The organism is Colwellia polaris, from assembly GCF_002104515.1.
GTDB classification, from domain to species: domain Bacteria; phylum Pseudomonadota; class Gammaproteobacteria; order Enterobacterales; family Alteromonadaceae; genus Cognaticolwellia; species Cognaticolwellia polaris.
On sequence record NZ_NBOE01000001.1, the window covers coordinates 222,411 to 241,292 of the forward strand.

The 18,882-nt window shown below is 39.6% G+C and carries 16 protein-coding genes; 5 read left to right on the forward strand and 11 right to left on the reverse strand.

The window, feature by feature from the left end; translation table 11 throughout:
• Positions 1–165 precede the first annotated feature (165 nt).
• Positions 166–657, forward strand: a complete 492-nt coding sequence (locus tag B6A32_RS00995; protein ID WP_085300897.1) for an NYN domain-containing protein — start codon at positions 166–168, stop codon at positions 655–657.
• A 189-nt stretch (positions 658–846) separates the two neighbouring features.
• Positions 847–1,791 (forward strand): response regulator, encoded by a 945-nt coding sequence (locus B6A32_RS01000; protein ID WP_085300898.1) that lies wholly within the window; start codon positions 847–849, stop codon positions 1,789–1,791.
• 75 nt (positions 1,792–1,866) lie between these two features.
• Here B6A32_RS01000 and B6A32_RS01005 read toward each other — a convergent pair whose 3' ends face one another.
• From B6A32_RS01005 to B6A32_RS01025, 5 genes are all read right to left on the reverse strand, one after another.
• Entirely contained in the window at positions 1,867–2,616 is a 750-nt protein-coding gene (locus B6A32_RS01005) for an SDR family oxidoreductase (RefSeq protein ID WP_085300899.1), read from the reverse strand.
• Between the two features lie 69 nt (positions 2,617–2,685).
• Entirely contained in the window at positions 2,686–3,417 is a 732-nt protein-coding gene (locus B6A32_RS01010; RefSeq protein WP_085300900.1) for a histidine phosphatase family protein, read from the reverse strand.
• 1 nt (position 3,418) lies between these two features.
• Positions 3,419–4,489 (reverse strand): phosphotransferase family protein, encoded by a 1,071-nt coding sequence (locus B6A32_RS01015; protein WP_085300901.1) that lies wholly within the window; start codon positions 4,487–4,489, stop codon positions 3,419–3,421.
• A gap of 24 nt (positions 4,490–4,513) precedes the next feature.
• A complete protein-coding gene (locus B6A32_RS01020) occupies positions 4,514–5,338 on the reverse strand; it encodes an SDR family oxidoreductase (RefSeq protein WP_085300902.1) in 825 nt (274 codons plus the stop codon).
• 15 nt (positions 5,339–5,353) lie between these two features.
• Positions 5,354–6,574 carry an acyl-CoA dehydrogenase family protein gene (locus B6A32_RS01025; protein ID WP_085300903.1) on the reverse strand — a complete coding sequence of 407 codons (1,221 nt, stop codon included), beginning with the start codon at positions 6,572–6,574 and terminating at the stop codon, positions 5,354–5,356.
• A 134-nt stretch (positions 6,575–6,708) separates the two neighbouring features.
• Between B6A32_RS01025 and B6A32_RS01030 the strand changes: the two genes are divergently transcribed.
• On the forward strand, positions 6,709–7,614 hold the full coding sequence (locus tag B6A32_RS01030) for a LysR family transcriptional regulator (protein ID WP_085300904.1): 906 nt from the start codon (positions 6,709–6,711) through the stop codon (positions 7,612–7,614).
• A gap of 40 nt (positions 7,615–7,654) precedes the next feature.
• Here B6A32_RS01030 and B6A32_RS01035 read toward each other — a convergent pair whose 3' ends face one another.
• From B6A32_RS01035 to B6A32_RS01045, 3 genes are all read right to left on the reverse strand, one after another.
• Positions 7,655–8,542, reverse strand: coding sequence for a bile acid:sodium symporter family protein (locus tag B6A32_RS01035; RefSeq protein WP_085300905.1), 888 nt, complete (start codon positions 8,540–8,542; stop codon positions 7,655–7,657).
• 6 nt (positions 8,543–8,548) lie between these two features.
• Entirely contained in the window at positions 8,549–10,549 is a 2,001-nt protein-coding gene (locus B6A32_RS01040; protein ID WP_233131288.1) for an AMP-binding protein, read from the reverse strand.
• Between the two features lie 80 nt (positions 10,550–10,629).
• A complete protein-coding gene (locus tag B6A32_RS01045) occupies positions 10,630–11,436 on the reverse strand; it encodes a class II aldolase/adducin family protein (protein WP_085300906.1) in 807 nt (268 codons plus the stop codon).
• 85 nt (positions 11,437–11,521) lie between these two features.
• On the opposite strand from B6A32_RS01045, the gene B6A32_RS01050 reads away from it, so the two are divergent.
• Positions 11,522–12,427 carry a LysR family transcriptional regulator gene (locus B6A32_RS01050; protein ID WP_085300907.1) on the forward strand — a complete coding sequence of 302 codons (906 nt, stop codon included), beginning with the start codon at positions 11,522–11,524 and terminating at the stop codon, positions 12,425–12,427.
• Positions 12,428–12,580: 153 nt separating this feature from the next.
• On the opposite strand, the gene B6A32_RS01055 is transcribed toward B6A32_RS01050, so the two are convergent.
• The 3 genes from B6A32_RS01055 to B6A32_RS01065 form a co-directional block, all read right to left on the reverse strand.
• On the reverse strand, positions 12,581–14,944 hold the full coding sequence (locus B6A32_RS01055) for a TonB-dependent receptor (RefSeq protein WP_085300908.1): 2,364 nt from the start codon (positions 14,942–14,944) through the stop codon (positions 12,581–12,583).
• A gap of 407 nt (positions 14,945–15,351) precedes the next feature.
• A complete protein-coding gene (locus tag B6A32_RS01060; protein WP_085300909.1) occupies positions 15,352–16,425 on the reverse strand; it encodes a polysaccharide lyase family 7 protein in 1,074 nt (357 codons plus the stop codon).
• Between the two features lie 61 nt (positions 16,426–16,486).
• On the reverse strand, positions 16,487–17,494 hold the full coding sequence (locus B6A32_RS01065) for a LacI family DNA-binding transcriptional regulator (protein WP_085300910.1): 1,008 nt from the start codon (positions 17,492–17,494) through the stop codon (positions 16,487–16,489).
• 162 nt (positions 17,495–17,656) lie between these two features.
• Between B6A32_RS01065 and manD the strand changes: the two genes are divergently transcribed.
• The gene (manD, locus tag B6A32_RS01070; protein WP_085300911.1) at positions 17,657–18,874 is read left to right on the forward strand and encodes a D-mannonate dehydratase ManD; all 1,218 of its coding nucleotides are present in this window, start codon (positions 17,657–17,659) and stop codon (positions 18,872–18,874) included.
• Positions 18,875–18,882 lie beyond the last annotated feature (8 nt).

An 18,882-nucleotide genomic window follows, 5' to 3' on the forward strand; every position in this document is an offset into this window, starting at 1 on the left:
ATTTTATATTGGCTATTATACCTGTACTTCTTTGAGATTGGCGATGAGTAGTTTTATACACTAACAATTAACTGCTAAAAGCACGTATTCAGAGTACTATAATGAAATATAAAGAAATAACTGAAGTATTGGCAAGTTTTACTTCATTTAGACAATAGGAAGCTTATGCAAAATAGCCCGCAAGCATTAAAAATAGCTATATTTGTAGATGTACAAAATATCTATTACACCACACGTGATGCTTTTCAACAGCCATTTAATTATCGCGCTTTCTGGCAGCAAATTAGCCAGCAAGGTGAAATTGTACTGGCTAATGCTTATGCCATACAACCTAGTGACGACCAACAGCATAAATTTCAAAAAGCGCTAAAACACATAGGTTTTGATGTGAAGCTTAAACCTTTTATTCAGCGCAGAGACGGCTCTGCAAAAGGTGATTGGGATGTAGGTATTGCAATTGATGTTATGGAAGCAGCACCCGAAGTTGATATCGTCGTATTACTATCAGGTGATGGCGACTTTGATTTATTGCTCAGAAAAGTTATGTTACGCGATGGCGTAAAAACACATGTTTATGGTGTTACAACATTAACGGCTCAGTCATTAATTAATGCCGCGAGTGACTTTTTCCCTATAGATAAGCAACTTTTGATATAGTGAAATTTGCTCAGTTAAGTGGTAACCTATTTTGCTTTCATCTCAGATATACACTTAGTTTGAGTAATAAAATACATTTCATTTACAGATGAAATTTATCGTGAAATAAGCTAAATTTGTGTTTATTGTTTGAGCTTAGTATTGTACTAGAAAAATTGTCGTAGAAATAATTATAAACAAGGAAAAATCATGTCAGTAGAAGCGTTATATAAAGTTATTTTATACCCATTTATTAATGAGTCACTTGCCAGTTTAAAAGCAATGACGAACTTAGTTGGCGAAGCTGGAGAAGCTTTTGTCGATAATGTTGATGACTTTCGCTTTAAAGGCTATGCAGTATGCTCTGAAGTTACCGGTGGTTTAGACGGTGTTATTATGATGCATCATTATCCAGAAACCGCCATTGCTATTGGTAACTCTGTTTGTGAACATATGTTTGAAGAAAAATATCAATTTACTGAAATTAATGAAGAATTAAGTCATGCATTAGCTGAATGGGGCAACACTATTGTTGGTCGTTCAACTGATTTACATGGCCGTTATAGCTTAGATTATAAGTTTTCAAGCCCGTACTTTGTTCATGATGTAAATGATATGGATAAATATTTGGCCGGCGTAAAAGAAGTTATTACTGTGCCAATTACTGTTGAAGGTGTAGGACGTTATTACTTTAACTTATTAATCCGTAATGTTGAGTATCAATCAATCGGCATTAAGCGTGAAGCGAGTAGAGGCATAAGTAACCCACACACTAAGGTTTTGCCATTAGAGAGTAAAATATTGTTAGTAGATGACAGTGGCATGATACGCAAAGCGTTAAAACGTTACTTAGCACAATTGGGCTATAACAATGTTATTGAAGCTGACGATGGTTCAGTAGCTGTTACTATGGTGCAAGAGCAACAACCTGACTTTATGTTTATGGATGTTGTTATGGGTGAAATGAATGGCGATGCAGCTTTAGCTAACATTCGTGCTAATGGTAGTAATGTTCCTGTGGTTATGTTGTCATCGGTAACAGATCAAGCGCTTATACAAAGCTGTGCAAGTGAAGGTATTTCAGGTTTTATATTTAAACCAATTCAAGCTGATACTGGTGCTGAAATTATTAAAGAATATTTAAAAATAGCGTAAATAATCAAAACGCTGTTAAGGCAGTAACAAGGAGTAAAAATTTGCTTCTTGTTACTGCCTTTTTTAATCGCGCAATTAACTCATTTTTCTTAAAGTGCTGGCCGGCACAATACGCAAGATCCAGTGCAAAAATGCCCAAGGCCAACTTGGCACAAAGCTATTGGCTTTTTCTTTATTTATAGATTTTACCAAAGCTTTACAGCCAGTTTCCAAATCAACAATAAACGGCACGGTTTTTACTGTTTCGTTAATTTCACTTCGAATAAAGCCTGGGTGAATACAACTGACTTTAATCGGTGTACCCATCACATCAACGCGTATGCCTTCACTTAATGACGTTATAGCGGCTTTAGTGGCAGCATATACGGTCATTGCGCGTCTAAATCCTCGTACTGCACTAATAGATGATATGGTGACAAGATGACCACTATTTTGTGCTCTGAATATTTCCATAGCCGCTTCTGCTTGTGCAATGGCGGCTATAAAGTTTGTTTCTGCTGTTTGCTTGTTAGCATGAAAATAGCCGGTACCAATAGAGGCGCCTTTTCCCATGCCTGCATTTATTATTACTCGGTCTAAGCTGCCTAATTCATCTCTAAATGCGTTGAAAACCTCGAACACCGCAGGGTGGTCGTTAACATCAAGCGCTTTGGTAACGACAGTAATATTAGGGTTTATTTGTGCTAACTCAGCTTTAAGTTCTTCAAGGTTTTCCACTCGGCGTGCGCATAGCGCTAAGTTTCGCCCTTGTTTAGCAAACTCAATTGCCATGCCTTTACCAAGCCCTGAGCTGGCGCCAGTAATTAAAATATTTTGTCGGGTCATGGGATTCTCTTATTGTTGTAATTTTTTAGTTGTAATGACGAATAATGTAAATTTTGTCACTTATTAATGTTAGGTATAGGTGATCAATTTTTTTGTGCTCTGTTGCTCAAAAATATCATGCTCGTTTAGGGTTGAAAGCGTTAACTTATTGCTCGTTGTACGTGTAACAACTTTGGTTACACCCGCATTAACTAAACTCCAATTAATATCAATAAAGCGCGATAAAGGTAAGCCGAGTAAGTAACATACAATAATGCTAATAGGTCCGCCAGAGGTATAAATAACCACATGTCCGTTCGGGTTTTGGTGTGCAGCCTGTTCAAGCGCGTTGATCACGCGGCGACCAAAAGCTGAAAAAGACTCGCTGTATTCAGTGTTGTTAGCTTGCGGAGTTTTTTCGTCGGCTTGTATCCATTGGTTTATAGCATTAATAAATAACTCTTTAAAATGCGTTGTTGGATTTTCTTGTTTCGCTAAATATTTTCTTGCACGACTTGGTGTCGCTAATTCGCTATTGTAGGCGGCTAAAATATTTTGATGATCGTATTCATTCCAAGCCAAATCGACTTCTTGTGCAGGTGGCGTAGCATATTTTGATGATGCAAATGCTAACAGGCTATGCTGAGCGGTTTGTTTGTGACGTAACATTTCACCGGAAATAACTTTAGTTAGCTTGGGTATTTTCTTTTCTAAATAGCGGCCAACCAGCAAAGCTTGCTCGATGCCGATATCGGAGAGTTGATCATAGTTATCAGCAGAGAAACTGGCTTGGCCATGTCTGACCAAATAAAACACTGTCATATTATTTACCTTGGTTGCGGATCGCTTTTTTACAGCGATGCATGAGGTAATGAACAAATATCCAGAAGTTTTTAAAAGCGGGGTTGTTGGTTTGACCATGATGATAACGATAATAAATTTGCTGTACTATGCCAGCCAATCTAAATAAACCGTAGACTTCGTAAAAAGTAAAATCGTCAACCGTGATCGACATTTTTTTACAATAGTATTCAACCACTTCTTTGCGGGTTAGCATGCCCTCAAGGTGCGTTGGTTGTCGGCGGGTCGATTGTGCTAAAAAGTCGTCACCGGGTTCAACCCAATAAGCTAAGGTGTTACCTAAATCCATTAAAGGGTCGCCTAAAGTGGCTAACTCCCAATCTAACACACCTAATACTTTGGTGTAGTCATTGGCGTCAAGCACTACGTTGTCGAATCTAAAATCGTTATGGGTAATACAAATGCGCTCGTTTGCAGGCATATTTTCTGCTAACCATTTCATAACAAACTTGCCAGAAGGTACATTCCAAGTTTTTGCTTTACTAAAGCGCTCACTCCAGCCTTCGATTTGTCGTTGGGTATAGCCCACACCTTTACCTAAGTGCGCTAAGTTCGCTTTTTGGTAATCGACTTGATGCAGTTCAACTAAGCAGTCTAATACGTTCTGACAAAGTTTTTTCGTTTGTGCAGGTGTAACGGCTAAATCGCGCGGTAAGTTTTTACGCGGAATAATACCGGTTAATTTTTCCATCACGTAAAAGTCAGTATTAATAACGCTGGCATCATCACAAAACGCTTTCATTTCTGGTACGTATTGATAAACAGGGCGTAAAGCGTCTTGCAGACGATACTCGCGCCCCATGTCATGTGCGCCTTTGGCTTTAGTGCCTTCTGGGCCTCGGCGTAATATCAACGATTGCTCTGGGTAATCTAAACAATATGTCCAATTTGAAGCACCGCCGGCGTATTGCGTAACTGTTGGTAGTGCCGTTAGCCCGTCGACATGTGCCGATAACCACGCATGCACATTGGCAATGTCGAGTTCTTCACCGCTGCGCACTTGTTTGGCTTGATCTAATAATGTATTGCTCATAAATCTTTAACTCTTTACTGGTGACTAACGCTTTTGAGTGAATCGCTGCATGGATTTAGTTTTCTTCAGCATACTCTTGATATACATAGCAGTAGGCATTAATTTTTTCATTAAAAATGCTTGTTTGCCAAGTTTGTGGGTCAGAATTAAAAACCTGCGTTTTTGTGCTGCTTGATAAATGCTAGTGGCAACTTGTTCTGCGTTAATATCTGACTTATCAAAGGCGCGGTCCATCATTTTTTTCATGGCTGGCTCGCTTGTGCGCATTGACTCATCTAAGTTGGTTTTGAAAAAGCTCGGGCAAACCACGCTAACGTCAATATTATCGTGGGCTAACTCAAGTTTCATGGTTTCTGATAAGCTAACCACGGCGGCTTTTACAGCATTGTAGCTACTCATAAACGGAATCGGTGTTAAGCCTGCTTGCGAAGCAATATTAATAAAATAGCCATGGCCTTGTGCTTTAAAATCAGCAAGAAAGGTTTGACTAACACGCACCATGCCGAGCAAGTTAATATCTAGTATCCATTGCCATTGTTCAATGCTTTCACCTTGTAGCGAGCCACCTGAAGCGACACCAGCATTGTTAATCACTATATCTAGTCCTTGCCACTGGGTATTAATGGCGGTGCGCAGCTGATCAATATCTTCTTGCTTGGTAATATCACAATGTTGATAAAAAGCGTTTGCGCCTAAAGCTTGTAACTCGGCAACGGTGGTATCTCCGCGACTTTTATTAATATCCGCGATGCAAATATTAACCTCAGATTTTTGATTTTTTGCCCAAGCGAGCGCCATGGACTTACCTAAGCCGGTAGCGCCGCCAGTAATTAATAATCGTGTGGTCATAGCTATCTCTTATTCTTATAAATATTTTCTAAGCTCGAGGCGAGAAACCATGCCCATATGCACTTCATCTGGGCCATCGGCAAGACGTAAAATACGTCCCATAGCATTAAATGATGCAACAGGATGGTCGCCACTAACACCAGCGCCACCAAACATTTGTATCGCCATGTCAGATACTTGTTGTAGCATATTTGGCACTACAACTTTAATACTAGAGATTTCGGTCATGGCATGTTTTACGCCAGCGGTATCTATTTTCCATGCTGCATGTAGCGTAAGTAAACGTGCTTGATCAATCGCCATTCTTGCTTTTGCAACACGCTCTAAATTGCCACCGAGTTTAATCAAAGGTTTGCCAAATGCTGTACGCGATAAACCACGTTTTATCATTAGTTCAAGTGAACGTTCAGCCGCACCAATGGCGCGCATACAATGATGAATGCGTCCAGGTCCGAGGCGTCCTTGAGCAATAGCAAAGCCTTTACCAAGTCCCATAATAAGATTTTCTTTCGGTACTCTAACGTTAGTAAATTCCATTTCGCCATGACCATATGGAGCGTCGTATTCGCCACAAGCTGTTAACATACGTTTGATTGATACACCTGGCGTGTCAAGTGGCACAATAACCATTGAGTGCTGGCTGTGTTTGTCGTTTTCAGGGTTAGATAAACCCATAAAAATAGCGATTTTAGCGTTAGGATGTCCTAAGCCCGTAGTCCACCACTTTTTGCCATTAAGTATTAGCTCATCGCCGCTGGCTTCTATAGTGGCTTCCATATTGGTTGCATCAGAAGAAGCAACGTCAGGCTCAGTCATAGCAAATACTGAGCGAATTTCACCGTTAAGTAATGGCGTTAACCATTGTTTTTTCTGTGCCTCGTTACCAAAATGATAAAGTACTTCCATGTTGCCGGTATCAGGTGCGTTACAGTTGAAAATTTCAGGCGCAATTAAGCTACGCCCCGTTTGCTCAGCAAGTGGCGCGTACTCTAAACATGTAAGACCTTGAGCTAGCTCGGTGTCAGGTAAAAATAAATTCCATAAGCCTGCTTGGCGTGCTTTTTCTTTTAAGGGCTGAATTTGCGAAGGCACTTGCCATGTGCGCCAGTCTGGTGATTCGTTTAAACGACTGTTCTCGTCAAAAATGTCTTGTTCGATAGGTAAAACATGCTCGTCCATAAACGCTTTTAAGCGCGCTAGGTAGTCTTGGCTTTTGGCACTGGCTTCAAAATTCATGGCTTTATCTCTAACTTAGTATAAAAAGATGGCGTGTTACATTACGCAGTTGATTTAGCATAATGCAAAATCAGTAATGAATTAAGTGAAATATATTGCTAACCTACTATGAATTTAATTCATTGGGTGTTTGCATGATAGAAGCTAAAAAAGTACAGCAACTCGATTTTAATTTACTTAAAGTGTTCGAATGTCTGTATCAAGAACGCAATATGAGCTTGGCCGCTAAACTTTTATTTATCAGCCCGTCAGCGGTGAGTCATGCTATTAAGCGTCTGCGCTTGGTGCTGAATGACGACCTCTTTACTCGCCAAGGCCAAATTATGCAGCCAACAGCGGTTTGTCAGCGCATGGCACCGCAGTTATTAGATACCTTGGAAAAGCTACGACAAATATTACAAACTTGCGGTGATTTTGACTTATCGCAAACCGCGCAAACGTTTAAGCTAGCCATTCATGACGCGCTAGAGCCTCTAATTTTGCCTAAAATTCAGCAAGTAATACTACAAGAGGCGCCAAACGCTAAACTGATCAGCAGTAAATTAGTGCGTGAAGATATGGCGCGACAACTCAGCACAAATCAAGTTGATGTTGCTATCGATATTGCTTTGCCACTAAAAATGCCAATTAAACATTTAAAACTTTCTAGCAATGAGTTTTGTGTGTTGTTAAATAAAGCGCACAAAAATGTCGATAATATGACTGCGGAACATTATTTATTGTCGAAACATATTGCTGTTTCTAACCGAGCAAGTGGTGTCGTAGTTGAAGATTTTGCTTTATTGCAACAAGGTATTAATCGCTCGATGAGTGCGCGTTGTCAAAGTTATCAAACAGCAAAAGAATTGTTAAAGGTTTCAGATGCCTTGTTAACTTTACCCACGTTATTAGCCGATAAGTTTGTTGATAATGACTTAGCGATAAGGCCGCTACCGTACCGTATACCCTCGGTGTCGACCCATTTATATTGGCATCAAAATACGGAGCAAGACGATGCCTTATTATGGTTGAGAAACAAAATTCAACAGCTATTTATCTAATGATTGACTGTGATGATTTGTCCGAGACGGAAAACCGTGTTTAATTTTCGGCAGCGGTTAACGTTTCGCGTTTTTTGCGCACTGACTTTACCCATAACACTAAAAACGTTGGCCCAATGTACATGGCTAAACCATAAACCCCGGCAGAAACAGCAAATTCGGGGGCATTTAAAAAGCTAATAGCAATTAATATCGCCAGCGTGGCATTTTGAATACCCACTTCAATTGCTAAGGTTATGCCGTCGATAAAGGATAAGTTAAATATTTTCGACAGTAACAAGCCCATGGCGATAGAGATAATATTTAATGCTAGAGCAGCGAAAAACACCTGATCAAACGAAGTTACTAACATCTCTCGTTCTTTAATTACTAGCGCTAAAATCATAGCGACCAAAAATAGCAGCGAGAAACGTCGAAAATACACTTCTGCTTTTAGCGCTGCATTAGTAAAGCGATGACGAATACCAATACCAATAATAACTGGCACTAAAGTGACAACAAATAAGCCGATAGCGGTTTGCAGTAAAGAAAATTCTATCGCTTGCTCACCGGCGAAATTATTGATCGCATATTGAATAATAAAAGGGGTTGAAAACACACATATAAAGGTAGATATCGCGGTTAAACTAACAGAAAGTGCTAAGTTTGCTTTTGCAACCTGACTAAAAACGTTTGACGTAGTGCCGCCCGGGCAAGCTGCTAATATCATTAGACCAACCGCAATTGGTGTATCTAATTTGAGTATTAAACAAATACCTAGCGCCAATAAAGGCATCAATATTATTTGTCCTAGTAACCCCACACCAATAGATTTAGGTGCTTTGGCAAGCCGTGTGAAGTCTTGAATGGTTAAGCTTAGCCCCATTCCGAACATGATCAATGCTATGGCGATAGGCAATAACACTTGGGTAAAAATTGATGCTTCCATTTACGTCTACTCCGACAATATTTTGTCTGTACACACTACATGATAATGAAAAGAATAATCAGCGAGTAATGCTTTAATTTCAGATGATACGGTGACTTGTTCTGTAAACGTTTCTACATTAATTGTTGCAATAATGCCATGTTTTTTGTCAGGTTTTACGGTAATTTGGTATTTTTCTTCACTAAATTTTTCTGCTAGAACAAGGCTAATAACTTGTTTTATTTCACGGCATACCAATTCAGGCTTAAACATTTTTCCAACAGCAGTTAATGGCATTTCATCAACGATATTAATAATTTTTGGCATGGCAGCACGCTCGGGCACATTGTCTTTCATAAACTGTTCTAGTGCTGCTTTGGTTACGGTACTGTTTTCAATAAGGGTTAAATAGAGCACAGGTAACTCGCCTGAATAAGCATCAGGGCGTGGCACTGCAGCAGCAAGCAATACTTCTGGATGTGCTGAGGCAACATCTTCAATCATTTTAGGATCAATATTATGACCACCTCGAATAATTAATTCTTTTTGTCGACCACAAAGTGAGAGATAACCGTTATGATCAACTCGACCTAAATCTCCGGTACGAACCATTTTTTCGCCAGTGGCAGTCGTTACCCACAAGGTTTGATTGTGTAAGTCATCTACATAGCCAGGGAAAACGTTATTACCCATAATAAGTATCTCGCCGGTTTCATCAGTATCACACAAGCTTAATAAATTACCGTCGGCATCAATGTCGCCAATGCGTAATACCGTACCGGGTATCGTTAAACCAACAGCGGTACGCGTGGCAACGGAATTTACCGGCATAATTGTGCTTACTGCAGTCCCCTCGGTTGAACCGTAGCCTTCAACCAAATTTATCGCGGTTTTTTTGATGAATTTTGCTTGTAGATCTGGTGACAATGGCGCTGCACCACACAAGGCCAATTTCATGTTTTTCGGTCGTTTAGGGGTAATGTTTTCAGCCGATAAATGCTGTAGTAAACCCGCATAAACCGTAGGGACAGCGGTCATAAATGCAATGTTAAAGTTATCAAGAATAGTCAGTAAATTCGCAATAACATGCTTGCCCCTGAAACCTGAAGGACCGGCAAGTAAAATAGTTGAACCTAACATCATTGAAGCTAAACCAGTAATGGCGGCATTTACATGGAAAATTGGCAAACCAATTAAGACAGTATCGTTAGGCTCCATCGGCGATATCAGGTTCATTTGTGCGGCATTGGTAAGCTCATTTAAGTGCAAGTGTTTTGCTAGCTTAGGCAAGCCGGTAGTACCACCGGTATGAAAATAAGAACAAATATCTGACTGTTGAGGTGTAGCGTGCAGTAATTTTTCAGCTTGTTGTTTTGCTATTAATTTTTCAAAACTATAAACCGGTACTTTATGATTAGATGACGCCGGAATGTCATCACCAAACAAACAAATCACCGCTTCTAACCCAGGTATTTGATCTTTTATGGCTAGGGTTTTTTGCCAAATATCGCTGCCAGGAACAGGCCCTAATGCTATTAACACTTTACTGCCTGCCGTGGTAATTATTTCTTTAATAATATTGGCTTCAAGTAACGGGTTAATCGGATTAGCTATGCCGGCAGTTTCAGCGCCCCACAATGAAAAATACATTTCAGGGAAATTAGGGAGAATAATTGAGGTAACATCGGTTCTGCCTATGCCAAAGCTATGCAGGGCATTACTTACTTGTGTTACGCGTTGTGAAACTTCACGATAGCTAATTTCGCGATAGGGCGCTGCGAAAGTTCGACCTTTAACGAGCTTAACCACTTGATGTAGTGCTTTCTTAGCAAATGGTATTTTGTCTGGTGCTATGCAGTCACCGTCTAAAATATAACGTAAAGCAATACTTTCTGGAGAACGCTGGGCTGAAGCAGTAATAGCCTCATAGATAGAATGAGGTAGCCGTTCTGGGGAGATACTTGCTACATCTATTTTTGCCATATCCAATTTTGTTTGGACTGTCGTGATATCTATTTTGTTTACCATTACTACCTCAGCCTGACGTTACTTTTAGCGTTTTGAGTTATTGCGCTGTTATTATTATGTGATTTTGTGCGTTTAACGCCTTAATCTAAAAAGCTATTATCTTGTGCATTTACCACTTGGTAGAGTGGTTGGAAGTTGCCCCAAGTGACTATGTCTGAGCCATTAGCCCGTTTGGTTTTCACTGCAATATCGTGACTAATCAGCTTTAATTCGCCAGCCGCTTGTGCCAAAAGCTGGCTTTGGCAGCAGCTATCCATTAAAACAAAGTTGGCAACGGCAGCGTCAAGCGACTTACCTACGGTGAGTAAACCATGGTTTTGTAAGATCACCGCGGTTTTATCAGCAAGTGAAGCTGCAATCATATCGCCTTCTTCTGCGTCGGCTACTACACCCGAAAACACATCAAAAACACTGTGGTTTTCGTAAAAAACACAGGCGTCTTGCGAAATAGGTTTAAGTAATTGTCCGAGTGATGAAAAAGCGCGGCCAAACTTAGTATGTGCATGAGCAACTGCGGCAACATCAGGGCGTGCCATATGAATACGTGAATGAATAGCAAAGGCCGCATTATTAATTACTGAGTTACCCTCAACAATATTACCTTTGTGATCAACACGTACTAAATCTGAGGCTTTAATATGCGCGAAATGAATACCTAATGGGTTTACCCAAAAAGTTTCAGGGTCAATGCAATCACGCTGGGTAATATGCCCTGCTAGCCCTTCATCAAATCCGTGCATAGCAAAAACACGAAATCCAGCAGCTAGGCGCTGTTTTTCGTAGGTTTGTTGTGCTGCTAAATTGTCAAAAGTTGGTGGCATAGGTAAAGCAAATTTATCACTACCTATAGTCATACTTTTTGCTTGCTCAATTAAATCGTTACTCATAGCTATTCCCAAAAGACTGTTTGACTTAAGTCTAATTAGTCTTAAAATAAATTGAAGTGATGCAAATTAATGGATATATATAAATATGCTGCATAGTAAAATTGATTTAAATTTATTTTTAATACTTAGAACCGTCTATTTAGAAGGGACTATTACCGCTGCAGCAAATAAATTACATTTAACTCAGCCTGCGGTGAGTCATGCCTTATCAAGATTACGCGCTAAGTTTGATGATGTCTTGTTTATTCGTCATGGCCGAAAAATGGTGCCATCGGCGCTATGCCAGAAAATTATGCCGCAAGTTATCACCTCGTTAACTGCTTTAGAATCAACCCTGTTAGATAACCAATTGTTTGATGTAACCGCGCACAAACGTGAGATTAAATTTGGTTTTCGAGACATTCTTGAATCTATATTTTTTCCTACCCTAGTTACCGATTTACTGATCAATACACCAAATATAACGATTAATAGCCGACAAGTGTCGCGTGTTGAAATGGAAAAGGCACTTGAGCAGCAAGAGTTAGATATTGTTATTGATGTACTTACGCCAACCAGTAACGACATTAGAAGTACGTTGATTTGTAATGAAAGTTTCTCGTTAATATGTCGCCAAGGACACCCTATTCTTAACGAATTAACTTTAGAAAATTATATTAAGGCTTCACACGCGTTAGTGGCACTTAAGGACTCTCGGGTAGACTTAGTTGACATGGCGCTAGCAAACCACGGCGCTACACGTAATATAGTGCTTCAATGCGAGCATTATTTTGCCGCTACAAGTGTGATAAGTCGGTGCGACATGTTGTTAACCATGCCCAACGCATACGCGAATTTATTAAAAGAGAAAATGCCCGTTGAGGTTGTGCCATTACCTTTTGAGGTACCTGTATTGCCGGTACATATGTATTGGCATAAACAAGCTGAGCATGATCCTATCAATGGTTGGATGCGAGAAAAACTATTAGTTATTGCCAAAGAGTTGTTGTGATTTTTGCTGTGGGTATCAAGGCATATCAAGTGATACAGATAAAGAAATATTAAAGGTAAGGCATGGTGTAGAGCGTTAAGTGAAAAATTAAAAAAGCACGGCACATTGCTTTGTGCGCGTGCTAAATTTTTATAACAATAATACGTTTATATGCTAAAAGTTATAACTCGCTTGCAAGTGATAACTACGAGGGCGCTCTGACAAGAAACGATGCGCATAGCTTAATACAGGGACATCGTTTGCCTGACTAAAGGTTTGCTCGTCGGTTAAGTTTTTCACTAAAAATGCTAGGGTCCAAGCATCATCTTTGTCTGTTACTTCAAGTCTAAAGTTTACTTTTTCATAGGCTTTTTGCACAGCAATGGGATCTAAATCTTGTTCAAGAAAATAGTCATCACTGAAATTAACCGATAAATTTGCCGACAGCGGATAGCCTGAAAATATTTCGGTATTGTAGTCAAGTGCGAGGTTACCTGAATAATCAGGAGCAAAAGCGCCTGTTTTGCCACTCAAATCTTGTGTTGCTTGGCCCAGTAATTCAGCTTGACGTACTGTTGGAGAAGCTCCCGTGTAACTCTCGTATTCAAAATCAAGTAAGGCAATATTGGCTGATAGGGTCCAGTTGTCGTTTATTGCCCAGCGGCTATCAATTTCAATACCTTGTACTTTGGTTTCAGCTGCATTTTTTACCACAAAAGCATTGCCGTTAAACTCAGATACTTGCAAGTCTTCGTATTTGGTGTGGAAAATGGTGGCGTTAATTTCTAAAACATTTTTAATGGGCTCAGACTTTATACCAAACTCAATATTAGTGGCTTTTTCATCATCAAACTCGAAACCTGACTCAGGATCAGGTTGATTACCGCTTGAACTGTTTAAACCTGAGCCGTCATAGCCACCTGCTTTATAACCAATACCGGCACTAGCGAATAGCATGGTGTCTTCGAAACCTAGATACTGCACACTAATGCTTGGTGATAGATGTGACTCGTCGCGATCAGCTTCAATTTCATGCATGCCTGCACCAGATAACGCTGCAGCAATGCCGGGTACTAAGGTATTAACAAACTGTTGTACAGGTTCAGGCACGCCTTCAGCAAACATGGCGTATGAACTTTGTTCACTAGTAACTTCTTTTTCTTCTTTTTGATAACGTAAACCAAGATTGGCACGCCAGTCGTTATTTACATTCCAAGTCAGTGAAGCAAACGCAGAATAGCTTTCTTGGTCTTGTTCAAATAACGCCCGAGTACCCACTGAAGTTGCTGGCGGCAACGTTGGGATAAGCGTTGATGCTGCTAGTAAAATATCGTTTGGATGGCTAAGTTCGCTGTTCATGTAAAATACGCCTGCAACGTATTCAAAGGTTTCACCGGCGGGCGAAGAAACACGAAACTCTTGAGTAAATTGCTCAAAGTTCTCAATATGATCTTGTTTAATCAAAGAAACTTCAGAATAATCAGCATCGAATAAAGCATCCCAGTCGTAATCACTGTAAGTAGTAATCGAGGTAAACTCATATTCACCATGGTCGTAAGTTAGCTGCAATACGGCATTATTTGAAGTTGTAGAATTACCTTCATCTAGCCCGCCAGGGTGTTGGTCACCCGATACCGCGCTGGTGTAATCAAGGCCTGAAGCATCAGAAAGTAAAAATGAGCGGTAGCCAACGTTACCTAGGTTAGCCGGATCGCTAGCCACTTGTTCATTACGACTCGTTTCATCAACAATATATTGATAACGAGAGCCCTTAGTATCAAAGCTAGCATGTTCCCATTTGAATAGTGCGTTTACGTTGTCGCTTAATTGCCAATCAGCAGAAAATCTAACCCCGCTAGCTTCTGAGGAAGATTCGTCTTTATCGCGGGCAATGTTGTTAATATAGCCGTCCATTGATTCATCAAAAGCCGCAATTCGAATAGCTAAATCATCATTTATTGCAAAATTTGCCATAGCGTTAATACGGCGCTCGTTGTCAGAGCCATACTCAACTGAAATAGAGCCTTCATTTTCATCGGTCGGCGAATTTGTCACCATACTAAAAGCACCGGCGGTAGCGTTTTTACCAAACATAACGGCTTGCGGGCCTTTGATTAGCTCTATACGCTGCATGTCTAAAAAAGGAAACTTAGCTTGATGCCCGCGACCTAAGTAAATACCGTCTTTGTACATGGCAACCGATTGTTCAAAACCGGCATTGGTGCCTGAGCCAATACCGCGGACAAATATGCGCTTACTACTTGAAGATTCTGTTATGTGCACATTGGGTAAAGACTCAGACATGCCCAACAAGTTATCTATGTTGTTTTTCTCTAAACTAGCGCCTGTAAACGCTTGAATAGACGTTGGAACATCTTGAATTGATTGCACGCGCTTTTGAGATGTAACGGTAATACGCTCCAAGCCTGCTGCTTTCTCTTGTTGCTGTGCTTCAGCTGCAAAGGTGCTACTTGGCATAACAATAGCTGAATAAATAACTGCCTGTGTAGCAATACTCACTAGTGAACGTTTAAACATGTATTGGCTTCCCCATTGATAAATGAAATCGTGCTTGTTGTATTTAATTTCTGCACTTTGTTGATTGAAATCATGTTGAAGCTAGCTAGTATTAAATGAAAATGATGTTTAGTTATCTTTAAGTATGAATGAAATGCATACAATAGTAATGAGTTGACGCATTTAACGAACAAAGATTCGCAAAAAATCAAGCTTGAATTAGTATTTAAGTTGTCGGTTTTTTTTGAGGAAAGTAGTTGTTTTTGTTGTAAAAAAATTAATGTCAACGATTTGCTTTGCACTGTAATGGTTAAGTTTAATTACCCACTACAGTGGTATTTGGCTAACAATTTAACTAAATATTTCAATAGATTTGATTTGCTACTCTTGAGCACCGAAATGTTGAAGTAATCTATTTATTAGTAAAACTATTCAGGCTTTTTAGCGGCGCCAGTTGTTAGTTTTGTAAATGTAACTTGCGCGTAATCGCCATTTTTTTTATCCGTTTGCCAGTCGCCCGTTCCTAGGCATTTAGGATACCAAAAACCAGGATCATCTTTAATGCTACATTGGTTATATGCGCCGGCTTTAAAAAACAAAGCATCACCAAGATAGCCATTTGGATGATCATACTTGTCTACCTTACTGTTCGCATCAATGTTGTTTGCTAAGTTAATTTGAAACTTTACGGTTTTATGGCGTGCCGTAGTGAACGTTAAATACATAATGTCGTTGTAAACATTAATTTCGTAACTAAATTCTTCATTTAATGCTATGCCATTTTCACCGGGCTCATTGCTTTCACTCCATAATTCACCCCACACTGGGTAGGCAATATCAACACGATTAACATCTGCTTTTGGTAAGTTACGTTCATAGTTCCAAAACACTGAACCATATTGGTGATTTGGCCATTTTTTAAAGTAAATTTTTATCGGTTCATTGCCATAACCAAAACCATTACCTTGTGCAACGATGGCTTTGTCTTTAGTGGCATGTATTTGTCCAACTACTACAGAGTAAGCTGGGTTTTTGTTTGGATAAGTCGCTCGTTTAGCAACGTGGTTTACTTTTACTGTGGCTTGTAAGTTACCACCAATTTGAGCATGGTTTTTTACATTTGGGTGAGATTTTAAGGAAAAATTATTAGCCGGCGCATTACTTTTAACTTTAGGACCACCTAATAATTGATGTAACTCACTTCGGGTATTAGTTGAATTTGCGGTGGTAAATGCTTTGTTAGGTGTAGCAAATACCAAATTATTATTGTCATCAAGATAGAAATAATCGGGGTGACTATAGTGTTGAATATCAATGCGACTTACCTGATCAACTTTGCCGTTATTATCTTTATCGGTTGGTACCGTAATTTTCCATGTTGATAAATCAAACTGAGTCGCAGGAATTACGTTGAGTGACTCTTGGTTACCTGTGCTAGTGCCGCAACTCGTGATGAAGAAGGTACTTACTATGGTTGACGCTAGTATTGTCTTAAATTTCATTTTATATGCCTTTAATAAAAATTGTTAAGTCGAGTGTTATATTGCGATTTTTAACTAAACGTTATGGCGCTTTACAAGAAGATCTTTTAATTAGTGAGCAAGGTACCATCACTTTCTTGGCTGAAGTTTGTTTTTCATTAAGTAAATTGAGTAGCGCGCTAGCAGATTCAGTGCCTATTTCGTAAGGCTCTTGTTTAATCACAGTAATAGGCACTTTAAAAAATTTAGCCATGGGGATATCGTCAAAACTAATAACTGATACATCGTCAGGAATGGTGATATTTCCGTGCTCTAAATTTTCCAGTAATGCGGTAGTAATCGCTAAATGTTGGGTGAAAAAAGCACTAGGTGGATGCAACTGCGAAAGTACTTCTGTGGGTGAAAGTTCAAACCCGGTTTCACGATGCCAATATTGAATAAGCTGATTATCAACACTCATTCCATGCTTAAGATGCGCTTCTAAATAGCCTTGGTAACGTTCGTTTCGTGATTTAACACTGTCGAAATGTTGTGTAATAAAGCAAATTCGCTTGTGACCTAACGTAATTAAATAGTCAGTAGCATCAAACGCACCTTGGCGGTAATCTGATAATATTATGTGCTTTTCGGTACCGTCGTGCTCCAGTTGAAATTGCACAACGGGTAAACCTTTGTCGATAAATTTGCAGATAAGCTCAGCGTTTTTTCCTGACGACGCGATAATAATACCGTCAACATTTAGCTGTCTTAACGCCTGTAAAGATTGCGCTTCAATCGTTGGATCGAAATCTGTGTTGTAAATTAAAACGTTATAGCCATTTTTTTTACAAAAATCATCAATACCTCGTATCGCTTTACCTGTGTATGAACCGGTAACGTCACGCACAATAACGCCAATGGTTTTCGTTTTAGCTGTTTTCAGGCTTCTGGCAATAGGGTTTGGTACATAATCTAGCTCTTCAATCGCTTGCATTATTCTTTGTTTGGTTTTTTCTGCCATGTAATCAAAACGGCCATTTAAATATTGAGAAACCGTGCTTTTAGACACGCCAGCTTTCTCAGCTACATCGATTAACTTGATTTTTACCATGGATTTTTCTTTGAGGCGCTAAATATTCGAGTGTTGACATTGTGCAACAGTGTGCTAATTTAATCAACTAAACCGATTTAGTAAAACGATTTAGTTTGTTCGGTAAATCATAGTTACTCTGCTGATTTAGTATTGAATGAGTATTGAACGTAAGGAAGATAAGTGAAAATTGAAGCGATAAAAGTCTTTGTATGTAGCCCTGGTAGGAACTTTGTCACGGTAAAAGTGATGACTGATGCTGGTGTTTACGGTTTAGGTGATGCAACAGTAAATGGCCGAGAAATGGCTGTTGTTACCTATTTAGAAGAACACGTAATTCCTTGTTTAATAGGTAGAGACCCAAGCAACATTGAAGACATTTGGCAATATTTGTACAAAGGTGTGTATTGGCGAAAAGGGCCAATTAATATGGCCGCGATTGCAGCGATTGATATGGCACTTTGGGATATTAAAGGAAAAGTGGCTGGTTTACCTGTGTATCAGTTACTTGGTGGAAAAAGCCGTAAGGGTGTTACCTTGTACGCACACGCCAATGGGGAAAGCATTGCTGACACACTTGATAAAACACAGGTATTAATTGAACAAGGCTTTAAGGCTATTAGATTACAGTCGGCAATTCCCGGGCTTAAAGTAACTTATGGCGTTCTAGGGGATAAAAAAGATTATTACGAATTGCAGGGCAATCGCCCTTTGCCGCCAGAAGAAGAATGGTCAACGCCAAAATATTTTAATTCGGTGGTCGAGCTATTTCGTGCTGCACGTGAACGTTTTGGTGATGAAATTCAATTTGTTCATGATGTACACAGTAGGCTAACACCCATTGAATCAGCCAAACTCGGTAAGTTATTAGAAGAGTTTAATTTATTGTTTCTCGAAGATGCTTCAATGGCAGAGAACCAAGATAATTTTTCCATAATCAGGCAGCACACCACAACGCCATTGGCTATTGGCGAAACCTACAATACGATTTGGGATTGTAAAGATCTGATACAAAACCAGCTTATTGACTATATTCGAGTGGCCGCAACACATGCCGGTGGTATTACGGCGTTAAGACGTATCGCAGATTTTAGCAGTATATATAACGTAAAAACGGCACCGCATGGCGCTCCTGATTTATCGCCGATTTGTTTTGCAGCGCATATGCATCTTAATATTTGGACACCTAATTTTGGTATTCAAGAGTTTGTAGGTTTTGGTAATGAGCAATTAAAGCAAATATTTAAGCATGAATATAGCGTAAAAAATGGCATGGCTTATATGAGTGAGGCGCCGGGCTTAGGTATAGAATTTGATGAAGAAGCGGCGAGTCAATATCCTTATAAACGCTCTTATTTGCCCGTAAGTCGGTTAGAAGATGGCACATTGTGGAACTGGTAAACACTGGC